This is a genomic window from Exiguobacterium sp. s57, from assembly GCF_018617685.1.
GTDB lineage: Bacteria > Bacillota > Bacilli > Exiguobacteriales > Exiguobacteriaceae > Exiguobacterium > Exiguobacterium marinum.
Map to the genome: position 1 here is coordinate 1,010,549 of NZ_JACSKR010000001.1, position 19,528 is coordinate 1,030,076.

Sequence of the window (19,528 nt, forward strand, 5' to 3'; positions counted from 1 at the left end):
CTGTAATCTCTTATTACCATACCAATAAAACAGAAAATTGCAACAATTAATCAAAAAAACCACAGGATAGTCAATGCTATTCCTGTGGTGTCTATCTTATTTTTTTTCAGCGAGCCAAGCAGCAACCGCCGTGATTTCTTCGTCTTTTTCAATGACGTTCGCAGGCATTGCACCTTGACCGTTACGAATGACGTTCTCAATATCTTCTGCCGACAGATTAGCGCCGACTTGCTCGAGTGACGGACCACTCATTCCTTCAAGGTTCGCACCGTGACATGCCGCACAGTTTTGTGCGTACACCGCTTCCGCGTCAACCGATGCCGTGTTCGAGCCCGAATCCCCGTTGCTCGACGTATCTTCCTCTTCACCGCCGCCACATGCGCCGAGTGTCAGCATGGCACCAAGGCCAATCGCCATCATCCATTTTTTCATAACCACGTTCCCCTCCTAAGTTGTAGAAATGACCTACATTTACCATTATAGCCTTTCACGTATACTTTCTAACCTAATCTCACGAAAAGTACACAAAGATTCCACAACTTATGGAACGTTGATATAGCGTTTGTCCGACGTGAACCCTTGTCCGAGCACCTCATGTGCCTCACTGAAGACGAGGAACGCATCGGGGTCAATCCGACGAATGATTTCTTTCAGACGACTCACCTCGCTCTGACGGACGACGATCATGAGCATCGGACGATCGAGACGAGAATAAGCCCCGATTGCTTGAATCTCGGTCGCTCCACGATCGAGCTCCTCAAAGACGGCACGGACGATGAAGTCCCGCTTCTCCGAGATGACATAGGCCATCTTGTCCTGCGTGAATCCGAGCTGGACGAAGTCGATCATCTTGACCGTGATGAATAGGGCGATCAGTGCATAAAGTCCGGTCGAGAACGAGAACGTGAGGGCGGCGGTCAAGACGACCATGCCGTCGAGGAGCGCGATACATAAATAAAGCGGGATGTGCGTGAACTTATGTAAGATCTGCGCAATCAAGTCCATTCCACCTGTCGAGGCACGTCCCCGGAAGATGAGTCCTAGCCCGACTCCAACACCGACACCGCCAAATATGGCGGCGAGGAGCGTGTCGTTCACGGCAGCCCCTGCATCGATCGCTTCATAGAAAAGAATGACACCCGGTAAGAAGATGGAGCCGACGAGCGACTTCACCCCGAATCCAAGACCGAGGATGGTCCACCCAATGATGAGAAGTAGTACGTTCGCCACGAGCTGAAATGCCCCCGGTGAAATCCCGAACAGTTCATACGTGATAACCGATATCCCACTCACCCCACCTGACGCCAAATTGTTCGGCAATAGAAATAAGCTGAAGGCCGAGGCGACGAACATCGAACCGGTCAACAAATACAGATAGTCTTTGACGATTTGCTTCATTAAAGAATTTCTCCTTTACACACAACATGGCCCAAAGACAGGTGTCTTTGAGCCACATGCATCACATATTTGTTTTACGAAGGTAAGCATCGATGAACGGCATGACGTCGCCGTCCATGACACCACTTGTATTTCCGACTTCGTGGTTCGTCCGGTGATCTTTGACCATCGAATACGGATGGAAGACGTACGAACGGATTTGGCTACCCCAACCGATATCCGTCTTCTCGCCACGGATTTCGTCGAGTTTGCGTTGCTGCTCGTCGAGTTCGCGTTGGTACAATTTCGCTTTCAACATCTTCATCGCCGATTCACGGTTCTTGATTTGTGAGCGTTCGGTCTGACACGAGACAACGACGCCCGTCGGCACGTGCGTAATCCGGACAGCCGAGTCTGTCGTGTTGATGTGCTGTCCACCGGCACCTGACGCGCGGTACGTGTCAACGCGGAGGTCTTCTGTCCGTACTTCGATCTCAATGTCGTCATCGAACTCCGGCATGACGTCACATGAAACGAACGACGTGTGGCGACGACCCGACGAGTCAAACGGAGAGATTCGGACTAAACGGTGAATCCCTTTTTCCGCTTTCAAGTAACCGTAAGCGTTGTGTCCGATGATGCGAAGCGTGACAGATTTGACACCAGCTTCCTCACCCGGAAGGTAATCGACCGTCTCGACTTTCCAGCCTTGTTTATCGGCGAAACGTTGGTACATGCGAAGGAGCATCGATGCCCAGTCTTGTGACTCAGTACCGCCCGCACCCGGGTGCAATTCAAGGATTGCATTGTTCGCATCGTACGGTCCGTTCAAGAGGATTTCGAGTTCGAAGTCATCGAACTCTTTTTTGAGCGCTTGAATCGTTTCTCCGAGCTCTTCTTGCATCTCTGCTTCCGGCTCTTCCTTGATGAGTTCAAGCGTCACTTCGCCGTCCTCATGTTTGCTTGCGAGGTCTTGATATTTGTCGACCATCGCTTTGAGACCGTTTGACTCATCGATGACTTTCTGTGCCTTCTCTTGGTTGTCCCAAAAGTCAGGGTACGTCATCTCATTCTCGAGCTCGGCGATGCGCGCTTCCTTCTCCGTCAAGTTGAGAGAAGCTCTATAATTTTCGAGGCGCTTCGCCATTGCCTCAAGTTCGTTCCGAATATCTGAAATTTCCATAGTGTGATTCACCTTTCCGTAGGAAAGAGGCGAGCGGACCCGCCTCTTCAATAATTAAGCCTGTTGTCTACCATGACAGTTCTTGAACTTCTTACCAGAGCCACACCAGCATGGATCGTTCCGGCCGATGCTCTCTTCTTTCGAACGACGGACCGGTTTTTTCTTGACTGGTGCATCGTCCTTTCCAGAGACGGCAACTTCCTCTTCGACGACTTTCTCACGTCGGAGGTTGTCCCCGACTTCGGCACGAAGCACGAAGCCTGTCACTTCTTCTGAAATTGCCGCGTTCATCGCGTCAAACATACTAATCCCTTCCGCTTGGTACTCACGGAGCGGATCGTTCTGCCCGTAAGCGCGGAGATGAATCCCTTGACGCAACTGATCCATATGATCGATATGGGACATCCAGTGCGAGTCAACGGCACGGAGTACGATGATTTTTTCGAACTCGTTGAAGCGCTCAGGTGGTGCGAGTTCACGTTTTGCTTCATACTGCTCGTTCACACGTTCCATGAGGAGTTCAACGATTTCTTCCCGTTCTTTTCCGTAGAAGTCTTTGCCTTCGACCGGTTTTTCAAGCGCGAGCGTCTGGTTTGACCAGTGCGCGAGCTCGTCGATGTTCCACTCTTCCGGTACGAGTTCGATCGGCGTATATTGCCCGACTCCGAGTTCGACCGTCTGGGCCATCATCGAACGGACGATATCCGTGACCGACTCGTTCTCGAGAATGCTCGCACGGTCCTTGTACATGACCTTCCGCTGGTCGGCCATGACGTTATCGTAACCGAGAAGCTGTTTACGCGCATCGTAGTTGTTTCCTTCGACGCGTTTCTGAGCCGATTCGACCGCTTTTGAGACCATGCGGCTCTCAATCGGTTGTGTGTCATCCATACCGAGTCGTTCCATCATGCTTTGGAGGCTGTCCGTCCCGAAACGACGCATGAGCTCATCTTCGAGTGACAAGTAGAACTGGGATTTACCCGGGTCCCCTTGACGACCTGAACGACCACGGAGCTGATTGTCAATCCGGCGTGACTCGTGACGCTCTGTCCCGATGATGTAGAGACCACCGAGGTCGACGACGCCTTCTCCGAGCTTGATATCCGTACCACGACCGGCCATGTTCGTCGCGATCGTGACCGACCCTTTTTGACCAGCATTCTCGATGATTTCTGCCTCACGCGCGTGGTTTTTCGCATTCAAGACATCGTGACGAATCTTCTTCTTCGTCAAGAGCTTGCTCAAATATTCTGAAGTCTCGACGGCGACCGTACCGACAAGGATCGGTTGTCCTGTCGTGTGAACTGAAGAGATCTCTTCGACGACGGCTTTGAACTTCCCTTCCATCGATTTGAAGATGAGGTCCGACTTATCGTCGCGAAGAATCGGTTTGTTCGTCGGGATCGTCACGACTTGCATGTTGTAAATATTACGAAACTCCTCTTCCTCTGTCTTCGCCGTACCGGTCATCCCGGCAAGCTTCTCATACATACGGAAGTAGTTCTGATACGTGATTGTTGCGAGCGTCATCGATTCGCGTTGAATCTCGACGCCTTCTTTTGCCTCGATCGCTTGGTGAAGACCTTCCGAGTAGCGGCGTCCATCCATAACACGCCCTGTGAACTGGTCGATGATCATGACTTGTCCGTCACGCACCATATAGTCGATATCGTGGTGCATGACCGCATTCGCACGAAGCGCGAGCCCAACATGGTGGTTGACCGCGACGTGTTCGATGGCGAACAGGTTATCGATACCGAAGAACTTCTCGGCGAGGTCGACCCCTTGGTCCGTCAAGAGGACTGATTTCGTCTTCACGTCGACCGTGTAATCCTCTTCTTCTTTCAATGTACGGACAAACGCATCCGCACGTGTGTAGAGCTCGGTCGATTTTTGTGCCGATCCCGAGATGATGAGCGGGGTACGCGCCTCATCGACGAGAATCGAGTCGACTTCATCGACAATCGTATAATAGAGCTCACGTTGAACACGGTCTTCCTTATAAAGGACCATATTGTCACGGAGGTAGTCGAATCCGAGCTCGTTGTTCGTCGAGTACGTGATATCACAATTGTAAGCCGCTTGTTTTTCGACGCGGTCCATGTTCGACACGTTGAGACCGACCGAAAGACCGAGAGCGAAATAGAGCGGTTCCATGAGTTCTTTATCTCGTTTTGCCAAATATTCGTTGACCGTTACGACGTGTACGCCACGGCCCGTGAGCGCATTCAAATAGACAGGAAGTGTCGCGACGAGCGTCTTCCCTTCACCTGTTTTCATTTCGGCGATGTCACCGTTATGGAGCACATAGCCCCCGATAAGTTGGACCGGGTAGTGACGCATCCCGAGCACGCGCTCTGATGCCTCACGACAGACTGCGAACGCCTCTGGCAAGATGTCGTCGAGCGTTTCGCCTTTATCGAGACGGGCTCGGAACTCTTCTGTCTTCGCCTGAAGCTGTTCGTCTGACAATGCTTTGGTTGGTTCGGCGAACGACTCGATCAAGTCGGCCGCTTTCTCTGCTTTTTTCAACACTCGTTTCTGTGGAGCAAATAACTCTTTCAAAAAGTTCGCCATACTCATATCTCCTCTGCATTCACTAAAAAATGCATGTTTTTTCCCTAATGTACAGTTTAACCGAAGTGGTGCCACCTTTCAAGGAAAGGCAAAATGAAACGACCCCCCGAAGCCGGAGGGTCGTGTAAGGTCAAGTTCATTATTCAGGTTCGATCAAGCCGTACTTTCCATCTTTACGACGGTAGACGACGTTCGTGTTGCCCGTTTCTGCGTCAGAGAAGACGAAGAAGCTGTGACCGAGCATGTCCATTTGAAGAATCGCCTCTTCCGTGTCCATCGGTTTCAATGTGAAACGTTTCGTCCGTACGAGTTCGAGTTCTGCCTCGTCCTCATCGTAGACGGCCGATGCATCATCCATTCCTTCGAGGGACTTGAAGTACTCGCCGACGCCACCTTCTTTTCCGCGTCCTTTACGGTTGAGCTTCGTTTTGTGTTTACGGATTTGACGTTCCAATTTATCGACGACGAGGTCGATTGCCGCATACATGTCGAGGTTGATGTCCTCGGCACGGAGCAACAAGTTCGGCATCGGGATCGTCACTTCCACTTTTTGTTTCTCATTATACACTTTTAAGTTGACGTAAGCCGTCTGTGCATCCGTAGGAGTTGTGAAATACCGAGTCAACTTCTCCAGCTTTTTCTCGACATAGTCTTTGATTGCTGGTGTGACCTCAATGTTTTCGCCGCGAATGTTATAAATCATCTGAACTCCTCCTTAAAATAACCGCTTGAACCATTGATTCGTCAAACGAGACGGAATCTCCTGCTTCGTTTCTAAAAAGAAAGTGGAATCAGGTGGCTCATTAATATTATACCCCGAAATCGCTATATTTGAAAACGTTATCATCAGAAAATAATGACAATTTTGTTCCTAATGTAACATTTCCTAGAACGAGCGAAAGGTATAGAAAGAAAATACCCATTCCACTCATTTTTAAACGCCTTTTTTAATTATATAGACAAAATAAAAAGCCGGCTCCCAAGGGAACTGGCTTCGTGGTCTGAAATTATAATTTTGTAACGTTAGCCGCTTGTGGGCCGCGCTCGCCATCAACGATTTCAAACTCTACTTCTTGACCTTCGTCAAGTGATTTGTAACCTTCAGATTGGATTGCTGAGAAGTGTACGAACACGTCTTTGCCGCCTTCAACTTCGATGAATCCAAAACCTTTTTCTGAGTTAAACCATTTTACTTTACCTACCATGTGTAAATCCATTCCTTTCACCATTGGAGAATACAGAGGTTTGTCCTCTACGGCTAATCTTACCACCTTCTTGGAAGCGTGACAAACAATTTCTCAAATTATTGTAAACGTTTCGTTATTTGGCTTTCATTGGAATTATATTTCCCTACTTTTCATATTGCCTTATTGAATTTACATTTTTTGTGATATATCATTGAAGGGATGATTTAGGTTTGTGCCGTTTGTCTTTAGCCGATCCTGAAAATCTAATACGAGGAGGATGGTGCAGCGTATGCGCTCCTACTATTCTGAGGAAAAATATCGCATCACAAAGCGAACCGTGGCGATTCTCCCTTGCTTTGATATCATGAAGCAGTCACGGATCATTCTCGAGGATGGCACCGAGATTTCAACCCCGCTCCGGCCGTACCAGTTGTTGCAACTATCTTGCCGCCAGTACAACAGCTCGATCGAGGAAAGAATCTTCATCGCCAAACGCGTCGCCGGCGTAAAAGGGAAAGTCCCTGTCGTGATCGAACCGACAACCGGACTCGTCTTCTTCCCGACGAAGTCTCCGAAGCGAGACGATTGTGAATGGTATGCTTGGTCCCATATTCGAGACATACTGAACATCGAGGAAGAGCCAAACGGGCTACTCCTCACCACGAATGGACATCAAATCCAAACGAACGCAACACCGTACGTCCTTCGGAACCAACTGAAAGCGACAGGCGAACTCGTCGCCCGGTTCCAACAAATGAATGCGGGCCCCGTGCTCGAATCATGACTCACCTTCCGTCGAAAAGACGGGAGGTTTTTTTCTATTGTTCGCTTCATTTTTTTTAAAAGAGGTCGATATTATGGTCGAGGTGACAAACATGCAAATTCAAGCCCAAGCGACCGCTGTCAGTTCGGTCTTACCAGGCATTCAGACGAACCGGACGTATAAGGCCGAACTCGTCAAACAGACCGGCCCCGACTCCGCAATCGTCAAAATCAACGGTGAAGAAGTCGAGGTCACATTCAAAGATGGGCTTCCAAAAACGAACCCGTTCCAAGTGACGCTTGCCGAACAGGATGGCATGTTGATGGCGACCGTCATTCCCCAAAAGGAAGAAACGCTTGAATCCGCGCCACCTGCTTCCGCGTCGTCAAAGCTTGACGCGAAGATCCAGACGCTCCTCGCTTCCCTTCCACCCGAAGTGCGAAGCGCAGTCAGTCGCCTGCTACAAACCGGACGCTTACCGATGAACGAGGATACGGTGCGCCTTCTCGAAACGGCATTCAAAGGGGACATGCGAGACGTCATCCTTCATTTGAAGACGCTCAACACGCAAGTCGTCCCTCGTGAAATGGCACGGGAGATCGCTGTCCTCTCCTTGAATGAAGCGAGACAACAGCTTACACCACCGGCACAGAACGCCCCGTACCCGCAAAAAGAGCGGTACGTCGAGCTCGTCAACCTATCACGTCCCGTGAGCGAACGCATCATACCGACACCAGATACGGTCGACCGTACCATCCGCGACCTGCCTGCACCGCCGAAGATGGAGCGTTCTGAACCGATGACGCTCCCTCTCGTCAACGGACGACAGGTCATGGTGAAGGAAGTGACGAGCCATCTCGCGACGGTGACGAACAATTTCCGAAGCGAACAGGCAACGGTGACGAAACAACTCGGACAAGTCGCCGCGTTGATTGAGACGAACCCGCATGCGGCACGCCCTGCCCTCGAGACCGTATCGACCCGTTTGACGCAACTCGTCCAAAAGACGGACGCCCTACTTCATACTGATATCACTCAAGAGAAGCAGCTCGTCACCATGACGGCCAAGCTCGACCTCGCCTTATCTTTACTTGCGACTAAGCCACAAGAAAGTGCGACACTCGTCAAAGAAGTCCGGGCGACGTTGAACGACTTCCGATACGCTCCGAACCAAGTGCGCATCGAATATATCCCGCACGGGGCGACACGCGCCGGAGAAATCCCTTCCGTTGCTCCGCTCAAACTCGACTCGACGCTGTCTGGTCGACAGGTCCAGGAAGTGACGCAACGCGTCCAGGCCCAACAACTTGCTCAAACGACCTCTAATGCGCCGACGTCGGCTTTGTCAGTACGAGCGGAAACGACGAACCCCGAGGCACAACGACTCGCCTCGTTCTTCCAAGTACAACAGACGCTCAATCGCCTCGATGGTGGTCAGCTTCATCAGCTCTTGTTCGCCCTACCGGCTAAAGTACAAGAGATTGACACCGGCATCCATGTCCATATCCAAAACCGGGAAGCAGGAGACGTCGTCGACTGGGAGAATAGCGTCCTCTACATTCGATTAGAGACACCGCGCCTCGGAGAAATCGGCGTCAAGCTTGAAGCGAAAGATCGGAACCTCCGACTCACGCTCGAACACGACGATGCGACGGTCGAGCAAATCGCCCGTCCACTTCTTGGAAAGATCGAACAGACGCTCGAGACGATTGGATATAAGAGCGTGACGACCCAGTTCAAACCGCTCACGAAAGCCGAACGTGTCACCGAAGAACCGAAGGTGGCACCGACTACCGGTTATGACTTTAGAATTTAGGAGGTCCCGATGTATCAACGCATGGATTTGACGAAACGAAAGACGGCCGCGGTCGTCCGCTATGACGAGTCGACGGACAAAGCGCCCGTCGTCGTCGCCCGCGGGACCGGTGCCGTCGCTGAAAAGATTTTACAGGAAGCACGTGCCCGAGGCGTGGCGGTCGAGAACGACCATTCCTTGCTCGGACATCTGCTCGACCTTGACTTAGGGGACGCCATCCCACCACAGTTATATGACGTGATGGCAGAAGTGTTGTTGTTAATAGAAGAACTTGATTCAATCAAAGGAGACCAAAGATGAATTCAACCCAGCTATATGAAATGAGGCCTGAAGAACTGACGCAGGCGATGTTACACGCGCTCGTTTATCATTACAAACGTGCCCAAGACTCGACGATCGCGGAACGGAATCGCCACCTTCGTCAAGCCCGTGAGCTGTTAGTCAAGCTCCATCAAGGACTCCATGACGGCGGTGGGATCATCGCGGCACAACTCGATGAAATCTATCTCTACATGGCGAACGCCAGTGTCGAAGCGATCATCGATCAGGACAAGCAAAAAATCGCCGAACTACATACTCTCGCAAGCGATCTCGATCAAACGTGGAGCGAAGCGATGGAGCGTGCTAAAACCCAACTTGCCCCGACTGGAGGAAACCGCTATGAAAATTACCAATAACGTTCAAGCATTAAAAGCCTATTCATCCCTTTCTCTGAACCAAGCCTCGATGAAAAAGACGATGGATCGTCTCTCGAGTGGGATTCGGATCAACAAAGCGTCTGACGATGCGGCAGGTCTCGCCATCTCCGAGAAGATGCGGATGCGCCTCGACTCGCTCTCGATGGCAGAACGCAACACGCTCGACAGCATCTCGCTCACACAGACGCTTGAAGGTGGGATGAACGAGACACACGCCCTTCTCCAACGGATGCGCGAACTGTCTGTCCAAGCGGCGAACGGGACGCTCAGTGAGGACGATGCGAAAGCTGTCCAGGAAGAAATTAACGCGTTGACTGCCGAAGTGACGCGCATCGCGGAAACGACCGAATTCAACTCGAAGAAAATCATGAACGGAGAATACAAAGAAGGCAAGAACACGTTATTCTTCCAAATCGGTGCCGGTAATAACGAGGCCGTCATCTTGAACGTCGAAGACATGCGGGCGCACGCGCTCGACATCACGACGACGACAGCAGGTGGTGGGGAACTTCCTGCCGTCGATCACGACAATGATCAGGCGACAGCGTCGGAAACATACTACGCGCTGAGCGTGTTGACGCCAGACAAAGCGGGAGAAGCAATCGCGAAATTTGATGCGGCCATCAACAAGGTCTCGCTCGAACGTTCAAAACTTGGGGCCATCCAAAACCGTCTCGAGGCGAACGTCAGCGTCGTCGCCGTCGGTTCTGAGAACTTGACGGCGTCTGAGTCACGAATCCGTGATGCCGATATGGCCCGTGAAATGATGGACTTCGCTCGTCTAAACATCTTGAACCAGTCCGGCATGGCAATGATTGCCCAGTCGAACGCATTACCGCAAGGCGTGTTACAATTATTGAACTAACCTATAGAAAGGACGGTTGCCCATATGGACATTCGTCGCATCATGGAGACGCAATCGCTCCTCGGCTCAAGTAAGGCAAAGCGTCCCGAAGTCGAACCTGGCGTCTCCTTCCAAAATGTGATCGGTCAAAAGCGCGAAGACCGTGAACATGAACGCTTCCAGCGTCAAATCGCCGCGATCCATGAACAAGGAGAACTGCTCGCCGAGAGTCAGACCGTCGAGGCGCTCGCCGAATACAAACAGCTGATTAAAGACTTTATGAAAGAGGCCGTTGACGCGGCACTCCGTCTCGAGGACAAACGCGGATTCAATCGCCGCGGCCGCGCGAAGATTTATAAGGTCGTCGAACAAGTCGACCAAAAACTCCTCGCGCTGACGGATCAGGTCATCTCGGGAGAAGCCTCTCGCCTCTCCCTTCTCGACCAGGTCGGTGAGATTCGAGGACTGCTCGTCAACGTCTATGTGTGAGGTGTCGAAATGGCAGAACATTTGTTTTTGAAGAAAGTCAAATGTCCGTATTGTTTACAGGAAAGTAAGACGAACCGCGTCTTGTCGCGTCACATTCGTCCGCTCGAAGTCGAGAAGGACGGATACACTACGTATGACGGACCGAACCCGTATTTGTACGAACCGACCGTTTGTGATCACTGTCATCTTGTCTTCCATGACTCGTTCGACAAAGTGCGAAAACACAACCGGGAAGCACTCGAGACACATTATTACAATCAAGTAAATGCGGATGTATTGAAAGGTGACCGTACACCTGAACACGTGATTCTATTGTATAAGTTCGCGGTCATGACGGCCCAATTGAGCGGACAAAAACCGTCTGTCGTCGCCATGCTCGGGATGCGAATCGTATGGATGTACCGATTGATTGAAGATACGGCGTCTGAGAAGGAATGGATGCAGCGAACGCTCGATAAATACAACGAAGTGCAGGAAGCGTATACGGACCCGATCCGGACCGGATTACCGTACGACCAACTTATGCTACGGATTGCCGATTTGTCGGCCGCACTCGACAACTACGAAGATGCGCGTCGCTGGTACGGGATCCTTCTCAGCAGTAAGGAAGTATCGGAGCGGATCCGGAATCAGGCCCGCGAGCATTGGGAAGATTTTCGGTTGGAGCATACATAAAGACTGCGAAAGCGGTCTTTTTTTGTCGAATGGAACCTGACAAATCTCAAAAATCGATTCTCCTCCTACACGAAAATCATCAGTTTTAGTCATTCAATCCGATTATGATAGCAAGTGGAATCTATTTTTAAGGAGGAAATGATGATGAAACGATGGCTATTGGCGCTCGGTGTCCTACTCGGTGTGTTGTTCCCGATTTCAGTATTGGCGAGGGGGCAAACGATTGGACCCAACGCAGAAATAAGAGGAGTTTTATCTGCCCCGACATTCAGTGAGGAGTACACGTTGACGTTACCGAGTGCAGGACAAGTAGAAGTGGATTTAGAGTATGGGGACAACCTATTGGACGTTCGAGTCGAACGGAACGGGAAGGAGCTAAGCCTGCCGGGCAATTTAGGGACGACACGTTATGTCTTGAATGGGGCTCTTGAAGCGGGGACGTATCGCATCATTGTCAAAAACGAATCCGCATGGGAAGAAAAACCGCTTCCTTACCGTCTAGCGAACCGTTTCACACCAGCGAACAACGATGAAATGGAGCCGAACCAAGCAGTCAGCTCTTCTGCCCTCCTTCCACTGAACAAATGGCAAACGGGATTCATCTCGAGTCAGGACGCGATCGATGTATATCAGATTGACTTAAAAGCAGCAGGGTCACTTGATCTTCAGGTCGAGTCTTCCATGGGTGAAGTACTTATTGTCGAATTGATCAATCGAAGCAATAAGGTCATCTATACGGACACGATTTATGAAGAAACGGTACAATTGCCAGCTGACCTAGAGCCTGGCTCGTACTATTTGAGAATCGGAAGTGATTACGGGTATAGCGACGGGTTCGGTGGCGCGTACCAACTTCGTGCCGGATTCAAAGCAGCTAAAAATGTAGAGAAGGAATCGAACAATACACCACGTACGGCGAGCGCATTCCCATTCTTCAAACAGCAGATTGGATTTTTATCTTGGAACGACTCGGTCGACTACTACAAGTTCGTCCTACCGAAGTCGAGTCGCGTATCCTTTGACCTATATGCCCCGACAAACGAATGGAGTACGTTCAACTTGACCGACAGTAAAGGCAACACGATTTTAGACGACGGTTTGAGCAAGGCGGAGCGTTATCGGAAGAGTACGTCTCTCGCAAAAGGGACATACTATGTGAAGCTCGAGAAGAGCAGCTACGACCGTCTCGGCGGATCATATCGCCTTCAAATCAACTCGACGCACTTGCACCCTGCCCTATCCGTCAACAAAGTGTCGACCAAATCGACAGCTGTGACCGGTAAGACGGAAAAGTATGCAAGCGTGGTCATGACGATCGGGAAAAAATCGTATACGCGTAAAGCAGACGCAAAAGGGAATTATTCGTTCAAAGTGTCCAAGCAACGTGCTGGAACGGTCATTAAGCTGACTTCCAAAAACAAATACGGCAGCACCGTCAAAACGACAAAAGTATTAACGAAATAAGTCATAGGAAACCTCCAATTGGGTATAGAACCATTGAACTCAAAAGGAGGTTTTTTTCATGTTTGAAACAAAATATCTCGATACCGTACGCGCCACCTTCAAAAGCCAGAAACAACTCGCCGAGCGCGCACTCGTCCAAGTAAGTGACGAGGACCTGCACAAGACACTCGCACCGGATACACTCTCCCTCGCCCTGATCATCCAGCACATGGCGAATAACATGAAGTCACGTTGGACCGATTTTTTGACGACGGACGGCGAGAAACCGGACCGTAATCGCGACGCCGAGTTCGAGGACCAGCAACTGTCTCGTGAAGAACTCATGAAAGTGTGGGACGAGCGCTGGCAGTTGTTAGACGACGTCCTAGCCGATCTGACACCAGATGATTTAGGAAAGGACGTGATGATTCGAGGGGAAGCCCATTCCGTGATCGATGCGATTGAACGTCAAGTGTCGCATTATGGCTACCATGTCGGGCAGATTGTCTATCTGTCGAAGCTATTTGCCGGAAGCGACTGGGACGTGTTGTCGATCCCGCTACCACATCAAAGGAAGTGAGACGTCTTTGATCGGGAAAGCTCGAGGAGACGTCGCTCGAACGAACCGTTGAACGGGAATTGTCGATATTGAATCCGGTGTTTCACCTCATCAACGGTCTGCCTTGATGAGCGTCCGTCCATAGAAGTTTGATTTGTACTCGAGTTGACGGACGAACTCGTACCAACTGACATCCCCGATGGACTTCGCTACCTTGTGATCCTTCATCATGTCCTTCGACTTCAATGTCTCCACGACGATGACTTGGTTCTCGTCAACGATCCGTCTCGACAGCTTGTGAAGGAAGTCCTTGCGTTGGTTCGCGATCTTCTCATGTCTCTTGGCGAAGATCAGCCTGGTCTTCTCCCGGTTCCGACTCCCGGCCATTTTGCGTGACAGCGCGCGCTGTTCCTTCCTGACTTCGCCTCGGACTTCCGGAGGAGTCGGGGGTTGTCGACCTTCTCGGAGACCATCTTATCGTTCGTCATGACGGCGAAGTGTTTTAGGCCGAGGTCGATGCCGACCTTGTTCTCGGCTGGGACCCAGGGTTCATCGTCCTGTTCGACGAGGATGGAGATGAAGAACTTGCCCGTCCTCGTCATCGAGACCGTCGCCGACCGGATGACGCCCTCGAACGGACGATGTTGGGTGAACCGCACGATCCGCATCGAGCCGGACCTTGCCCGCCTCGATGCGGATCGTGCCATGCTGGTTGTTCGTCGTGTAGGAGGCGCGCGACCGCCGTCTCGATTTGAACACCGGGAAGCCACCCGTCCCGGCGAAGAACTTCGCGAACGCCGTGTCGAGGTTCAGTTTCGCGTTCGCGAGCGCGAGGCTGTCCGCCTCGGCGAGGAACGAGAACAGGGGCTTGTAGGAGGCGGGTGTCACCGGTTTCCGTCTCGTTCCGATCCCCGCCTTCGCCTCCTCGCGGATCGCGATGCGGTCCTCGAGCAGCTTGTTGTAGATGAACCGGGCGCAGCCGATCGTCTTGATGAGGAACTCGGCCTGTGCAGGCGTCGGGTGGAGCCTGTATGTGTAGCCTTTCAGCATGTCCGCCCCTCCTCCCTTCCGAAGATCGTGATGTGTTCTCCTCATCCGATACCCGTGGAGTGGGAGGGAGAATTCTCGCCTACTTTTGTTAAGACGAATATAACGAATTGACAAACGGTACCGTATTAAGAAAAAGTTCCAGGCGAAATAAAAGACAAGGTCCACAATTGGACCTTGACATATACACTTATCCTCTTGATTTCAGCTCTTCTTCCTCGTATGGGTCGGGACGCTCCTCAATTGGCATGTCATCCTCGACGTATGCCTCGAGCTTCGGGTCACGCTCCACATACTCATCGTATGCTCCCTCTGGACCATAGACGAAATAACGGCGTTTCCGTGACGATACCGGTTTGGACTCTTTCTCACGCATCTCGTTTCCCTCCTCTTTCCAGAAAAGAAGCAACGGCTACATTGATGTTTACCCGATTATAGCGGAAAACAGACGTCATTTCATCCTCGCTTTTTCTCTGAAACCTTTTTACATGATGTCCGTATATATTCTCAACGATTCAATGAAGGGATGGTACATATGCAATTATTAAAGAAAGGGTTCGTACGAAGCCTCTTATGGTCACTTCCGTTCGCGATCCTCGCGCTCTACCAAGGATGGTCAGGAAATATGGACGGCGTACACGGAATGCTTGTCTACGCAGGAGTCGCTTTCTTTCTCGGGCTCACAAGTGTCATTTACGAAGTCCGGCAGTGGTCGTTCAAAAAGCAAATTTTCATTCACTGGAGCGTCATGCACGTGACGATCCTACCACTCCTTTGGTTCGATGGAGCTAAGCCAATCACGTCGCTTCAAGATGCTACACGTCTCTACTTAAACTTTACGGTAAGTGGTCTCATCTTGTTTACGGCTTCTTATTTCATCATGCGGATGCGACACCAAGTCAAAGCCTCTTAACACAAAAGCTCGAAGGCGCATGCCTTCGAGCTTTGTTATGTCTGTTGGTCGAATAGACCGGAAAAGTTAGAATCGACGTCCTCATATGGGTCAACGTACGACTTGACTGTCTTCCGTTCCATCCGTGCTGTCCCAAGTGTCATCCCGAGACGCTGGTGTTCGGCTTCAATCAGACGAGAAATCTTTTGACTGTCGTCGACAAGCTGCCTGAGGACCGTTTGGTCGGCTTTCTCCAAGTCAGGACCGTGTGCCGCAAGCAACTCTTCTCGGTCGTCCAAAAGCTCATGGATTTGTTCAATCCATGAATCGTACGTCGGTTCTTCCGGGACTTGCGCCAGCAACTCTTTTAGGCGTTGCGTCTTTAAGATGATCTCATCAATCGGCATCATGACTGCTTCGCGAGTTTCATCGCTTCCTTCCACGTGTCGCGGAGTTCCGTCGTGAAGTCGAGCACCTCATCAAGTATTGTCGTATCGTTTTTGACGTTCGCATCGACGAGACGGCGCCACATGTACTCATAGAGTGAATCTAAATTCGCCGAGATAGCGATGTTTTTATTCAGTGTGAGACGAAGCTCTTGGAAGATCGCTTGCGTCTTTTGGATGTTGATGTTCTTCAAGTCAGGGTTGCCCTGATCGATTGCAAGCTTGGCGAGGCGCATGAACTTGAGCGCTCCGTCATAAAGCATAAGCGTCAGTTCCTGTGGATTCGCGGTCGTGACCGCACTGTTTTGATATGCTGCATATGGATTGGCTACCATTTAAACTCCTCCTCTTACATGCCTCCGCCTAAAAACTGTGACAGCGATGCCGCTTGAGCATTCGCTTGGTTCATCGCTGTTTCCATCGCTGTGAAACGACGGTAATAGGCGTTTTCTTTATCGATGAGTAAATCATTTAACCGCTTGATACGCGAATCAATATCGGTCATTTCTTTCCCCATCGAATGGGTTTGTGAGCCAGAACCGTCCGCTCCTGCGATTCGTGTAATCGTATCGCGCGAATCTTTGGCAGCATCTCGGATTTGTGGCAATAATCCAGTTTCAGCATCTGTAAACAACTGATATACTTGCTCCGGATCTTTTTCGATAGCCGCTTTCAGCTTCTCTTCATTGAGTTCGATTTTACCACCATTGGTGAAATCCGCTCCAGTCGAAAGACCGATTTGGAACAATCGTGACATCTCGACGTCATTCGATGCAGCTGTAGCACTCGACCACTTGCTCCGAAGATTGTCCATGGTTCCGCGTAAAATCGTATCACCGCGGAGCATACCGCTCATCGCTTTTTCTTCCCACTTCTTGATTTCGTCTTCAGATAACTCATCACGCTGAGCTTGAGTCAATGGTGAAAACGAACGGAATCGTTCTTCCCGTGTCTTGTTGTTCATGAGGTCGATAGTCTCGTTATATTTATCAACGAATCCTTTGATTCCGTCAAATATTTTTTGAGTGTCTGTCGCAGCGGATAAGTTCACTTTTGTTCCATCATTGAATGAGGACTTCAATGTAATGGTCATGTTATCAATCGTGAATGTGTTCGAACTTTGGGTCAACGTAATGCCGTTCACATCCACAGATGCATTCGTTCCTGCTACGGATCCACTTAGACCAAATAGTGTTTTAGCTGCAGTGCCTTCAAATTCGATAATCGATTTCACGCCCGTGCTTTTACGTGTTAATGAAATCTGTCCTGAAGCTTCATCAAAGAACGTACTAATTCCCGTCTTCGTGCCATTCATTGCAGTGACTAGATCTTTAAACTTAGCATTCTCATCAACGTATACTGTCTGTAAAGCTCCACCGTCTTCGTTACGGAAACGAACTTGATATCCGGCTTCATACACGACTTGTGCACCTTCAGGGATCGTCACCCCACTATCGAAAGTAATTTTCCCAGTCGCCGCATCGTACGTATGAGCCAATGAAATCGCATTTCCATCTTTATCTGTAAAAGTTGGCGGATTATTCGGTAACGGTTTCACTGTGAGTTCAGTTGTTCCCGCAGTTAACGTTTGTTTCCGAATCCCCACTTCTAACCCGAGTGTAGAAACTGCCGTGTTATTTGTGATACCTCCGCCATTTGCCACTGCGACATGAGAAGCTGAGGTCGCTAACGTTGCTGAGTTGATGGTAAGCGACGCATTTCCACTTGATGGACCCGCAACGACAGATACACGCGATTCATCAGAGGATGAAGCCGTTTTAGCGTAATAGTTTCGACTGAACATCATATCGACCGCGCTGTTTCGTAATGCTAACAGTGAGCGGTTGACTTCACGATAAGAGTCACGTCGCCATTCGGTCACTTGTTTTTTTTGTTCTAAACGATCTACTGGAATTCGTTCTGCTTGCATCATTTGTTTAATGATACTATCGGTATCGATCCCACTGGCTAATCCGCCAAATCGAATTGGTGATGTCATATGCCCACTCCTTTTTTTATATCCGTTCGTCGAATAAATGATTAAACTCCATAAACGCCGCAAAGAAATCCATTGATTTCTTACTCGGAATCTCACGGATCACTTCATTGTTCGCATCGACGATTTGAATATAATAATCATTCAGTTTTTCGTGTTTCATAAATTTCAAACCGGTACGTTGATTTTCAAGGACTTGATTCGCCTTCTCGACCGCTGCCTCTAACTTTGTAATGTGTTGAGGCGTCGGAAGAATAACAATACCTTCATCGGCGAGTTGAGCTTGATTGGCCTCAACGAACACATTTTTAGTCTGCTCATACGGTAATACAGAAGAAGGCAAGTGAAGTCTGACTTCAGAAATGGTCGGATTCATAGTCTTCTACTCCCTCACATGTTATGGTCTCATTTCTTATATCGGTCAAAATACTATTTCCTTAAGTTTCTTCTTTCCCACACATAATAAAGAGGCGACGTAACCCGTCGCCTCGACCATCACTTTATTTACTTAATCAAATCCCAACTCATCGGCGTTCCACGCTCGATATCTTTCCTAGCCACTTTACCAAGAATGGAATCGATATGTTTCGGAGCCAATCCATGTCCCGGACGAATTGACCTTACATGTTCAGTCGTGAAGACTTCCCCAGCTTGAATATCTTTCACCACAAATAAAGAACGTGCGAACTCACGATTGTTCACTTTTTTCTCGTTTAATTGATAATCGACTCGCCCTAACGCTTGTTCCGCTTCTCGAACAGCATCTACCATCGCTTTAAACTCATGAGGCTCTAAGGAAAAACTAGCATCTGGACCACCAATTGTTTTATCTAAAATAAAATGCTTTTCAATCACTTTCGCTCCTAGCGCAACTGAGACAATCGGGGCAGTGATTCCTAGCGTGTGATCAGACAATCCGACCTCGACACCGAAAGTCTCTTTCATATTTTGCATCGTTAAGAGATTCGCATCCTCAACTTTTGCTGGATAGGCTGACGTACATTTCAATAGTATGATTTGCTCGTTTCCAACTTTACGACAGACGGATACTGCATCTTCAATTTCTTGGAGCGTTGCAATTCCAGTTGAGATGATGATTGGTTTGTTCTTGGAGGCAACATACTCAATGAGTGGTAAATCAGTGATTTCAAATGAAGCAATTTTGTACGCAGGTACCTGTAAGCTTTCTAATAGATCCACAGCAGTAGGGTCGAAAGGACTTGAAAAACAAATGATATCCAACTCTTTTGCATAGTCCATCAACTCTTTATGCCATTCCCACGGTGTATAGGCCTCTTGGTACAAGTCATAAAGTGTGCGACCATCCCAGATTGTACCTTGTGTTAGTTGAAAGTACTCTTTACGACTATCGATTGTAATCGTGTCAGGTGTATATGTTTGAATTTTAATTGCATCAGCACCTGCTTCTTTCGCTGCTTTCATTGTCTGTTTCGCGATTTCAATACTACTGCCATGGTTAGCAGATAGTTCCGCGATGATAAATACTTGTTTTGAAAGATTCATGAAGAGTCACCC

At 49.6% G+C, this 19,528-nt stretch carries 22 protein-coding genes and 1 pseudogene; 10 read left to right on the forward strand and 13 right to left on the reverse strand.

All coding sequences use genetic code 11. From position 1 onward, the window contains the following. Nucleotides 1–96 precede the first annotated feature (96 nt). The 6 genes from cccB to cspD form a co-directional block, all read right to left on the reverse strand. Nucleotides 97–432: a cytochrome c551 gene (gene cccB / locus KNO98_RS05120; RefSeq protein ID WP_026825415.1), complete on the reverse strand. Its 336-nt coding sequence runs from the start codon at nt 430–432 to the stop codon at nt 97–99. A gap of 108 nt (nt 433–540) precedes the next feature. Continuing rightward, entirely contained in the window at nt 541–1,398 is an 858-nt protein-coding gene (locus tag KNO98_RS05125) for a YitT family protein (RefSeq protein ID WP_214699517.1), read from the reverse strand. 61 nt (nt 1,399–1,459) lie between these two features. Then, the gene (gene prfB, locus KNO98_RS05130; RefSeq protein WP_026825413.1) at nt 1,460–2,560 is read right to left on the reverse strand and encodes a peptide chain release factor 2; all 1,101 of its coding nucleotides are present in this window, start codon (nt 2,558–2,560) and stop codon (nt 1,460–1,462) included. A gap of 54 nt (nt 2,561–2,614) precedes the next feature. Then, nucleotides 2,615–5,137, reverse strand: a complete 2,523-nt coding sequence (gene secA, locus KNO98_RS05135; protein WP_026825412.1) for a preprotein translocase subunit SecA — start codon at nt 5,135–5,137, stop codon at nt 2,615–2,617. Between the two features lie 139 nt (nt 5,138–5,276). Continuing rightward, nucleotides 5,277–5,840 carry a ribosome hibernation-promoting factor, HPF/YfiA family gene (gene hpf, locus KNO98_RS05140; RefSeq protein WP_214699520.1) on the reverse strand — a complete coding sequence of 188 codons (564 nt, stop codon included), beginning with the start codon at nt 5,838–5,840 and terminating at the stop codon, nt 5,277–5,279. Nucleotides 5,841–6,144: 304 nt separating this feature from the next. Further along, a complete protein-coding gene (gene cspD / locus KNO98_RS05145) occupies nt 6,145–6,342 on the reverse strand; it encodes a cold-shock protein CspD (protein WP_026825410.1) in 198 nt (65 codons plus the stop codon). A gap of 271 nt (nt 6,343–6,613) precedes the next feature. On the opposite strand from cspD, the gene KNO98_RS05150 reads away from it, so the two are divergent. From KNO98_RS05150 to KNO98_RS05190, 9 genes are all read left to right on the forward strand, one after another. Next, a complete protein-coding gene (locus KNO98_RS05150; RefSeq protein WP_026825409.1) occupies nt 6,614–7,108 on the forward strand; it encodes a competence protein ComK in 495 nt (164 codons plus the stop codon). A gap of 73 nt (nt 7,109–7,181) precedes the next feature. Next, on the forward strand, nt 7,182–8,903 hold the full coding sequence (locus KNO98_RS05155; protein ID WP_214699522.1) for a hypothetical protein: 1,722 nt from the start codon (nt 7,182–7,184) through the stop codon (nt 8,901–8,903). Nucleotides 8,904–8,912: 9 nt separating this feature from the next. Next, nucleotides 8,913–9,203 (forward strand): EscU/YscU/HrcU family type III secretion system export apparatus switch protein, encoded by a 291-nt coding sequence (locus tag KNO98_RS05160; RefSeq protein WP_026825407.1) that lies wholly within the window; start codon nt 8,913–8,915, stop codon nt 9,201–9,203. Beyond that, nucleotides 9,200–9,580, forward strand: a complete 381-nt coding sequence (locus tag KNO98_RS05165) for a flagellar protein FliS (protein ID WP_026825406.1) — start codon at nt 9,200–9,202, stop codon at nt 9,578–9,580. Before KNO98_RS05160 ends, KNO98_RS05165 begins: the two co-directional genes overlap by 4 nt. Next, entirely contained in the window at nt 9,564–10,466 is a 903-nt protein-coding gene (locus KNO98_RS05170; RefSeq protein ID WP_214699525.1) for a flagellin N-terminal helical domain-containing protein, read from the forward strand. Before KNO98_RS05165 ends, KNO98_RS05170 begins: the two co-directional genes overlap by 17 nt. Before the next feature lie 24 nt (nt 10,467–10,490). Continuing rightward, nucleotides 10,491–10,934, forward strand: coding sequence for a YaaR family protein (locus KNO98_RS05175; protein WP_026825404.1), 444 nt, complete (start codon nt 10,491–10,493; stop codon nt 10,932–10,934). Nucleotides 10,935–10,943: 9 nt separating this feature from the next. Further along, a complete protein-coding gene (locus KNO98_RS05180) occupies nt 10,944–11,609 on the forward strand; it encodes a DUF2225 domain-containing protein (RefSeq protein ID WP_214699527.1) in 666 nt (221 codons plus the stop codon). 144 nt (nt 11,610–11,753) lie between these two features. Continuing rightward, nucleotides 11,754–13,073 (forward strand): Ig-like domain-containing protein, encoded by a 1,320-nt coding sequence (locus tag KNO98_RS05185; protein ID WP_214699530.1) that lies wholly within the window; start codon nt 11,754–11,756, stop codon nt 13,071–13,073. 58 nt (nt 13,074–13,131) lie between these two features. Next, nucleotides 13,132–13,632, forward strand: a complete 501-nt coding sequence (locus KNO98_RS05190) for a DUF1572 family protein (RefSeq protein ID WP_214699532.1) — start codon at nt 13,132–13,134, stop codon at nt 13,630–13,632. A gap of 93 nt (nt 13,633–13,725) precedes the next feature. Here the strand turns inward: KNO98_RS05190 and KNO98_RS05195 are convergent. Next, nucleotides 13,726–14,661 (reverse strand): annotated as a pseudogene (locus KNO98_RS05195) (RNA-guided endonuclease TnpB family protein); the annotation flags it as partial. A gap of 187 nt (nt 14,662–14,848) precedes the next feature. After that, complete coding sequence (locus tag KNO98_RS05200; protein ID WP_026825399.1) at nt 14,849–15,034, reverse strand: hypothetical protein; 186 nt, start codon at nt 15,032–15,034, stop codon at nt 14,849–14,851. A gap of 159 nt (nt 15,035–15,193) precedes the next feature. Between KNO98_RS05200 and KNO98_RS05205 the strand changes: the two genes are divergently transcribed. Then, nucleotides 15,194–15,571, forward strand: coding sequence for a DUF3021 family protein (locus KNO98_RS05205; protein ID WP_214699534.1), 378 nt, complete (start codon nt 15,194–15,196; stop codon nt 15,569–15,571). Nucleotides 15,572–15,606: 35 nt separating this feature from the next. Here KNO98_RS05205 and fliT read toward each other — a convergent pair whose 3' ends face one another. The 5 genes from fliT to pseI form a co-directional block, all read right to left on the reverse strand. After that, complete coding sequence (gene fliT, locus KNO98_RS05210) at nt 15,607–15,957, reverse strand: flagellar protein FliT (protein ID WP_251129951.1); 351 nt, start codon at nt 15,955–15,957, stop codon at nt 15,607–15,609. Next, nucleotides 15,957–16,331: a flagellar export chaperone FliS gene (gene fliS / locus KNO98_RS05215; protein ID WP_214699536.1), complete on the reverse strand. Its 375-nt coding sequence runs from the start codon at nt 16,329–16,331 to the stop codon at nt 15,957–15,959. The genes fliT and fliS overlap by 1 nt, the downstream gene beginning before the upstream one ends. Before the next feature lie 14 nt (nt 16,332–16,345). Beyond that, nucleotides 16,346–17,995: a flagellar filament capping protein FliD gene (fliD, locus tag KNO98_RS05220; RefSeq protein ID WP_214699538.1), complete on the reverse strand. Its 1,650-nt coding sequence runs from the start codon at nt 17,993–17,995 to the stop codon at nt 16,346–16,348. A 16-nt stretch (nt 17,996–18,011) separates the two neighbouring features. Then, nucleotides 18,012–18,368 (reverse strand): flagellar protein FlaG, encoded by a 357-nt coding sequence (locus KNO98_RS05225; RefSeq protein WP_214699540.1) that lies wholly within the window; start codon nt 18,366–18,368, stop codon nt 18,012–18,014. Between the two features lie 128 nt (nt 18,369–18,496). Beyond that, entirely contained in the window at nt 18,497–19,516 is a 1,020-nt protein-coding gene (pseI, locus tag KNO98_RS05230; protein ID WP_214699542.1) for a pseudaminic acid synthase, read from the reverse strand. Between the last annotated feature and the right edge of the window lie 12 nt (nt 19,517–19,528).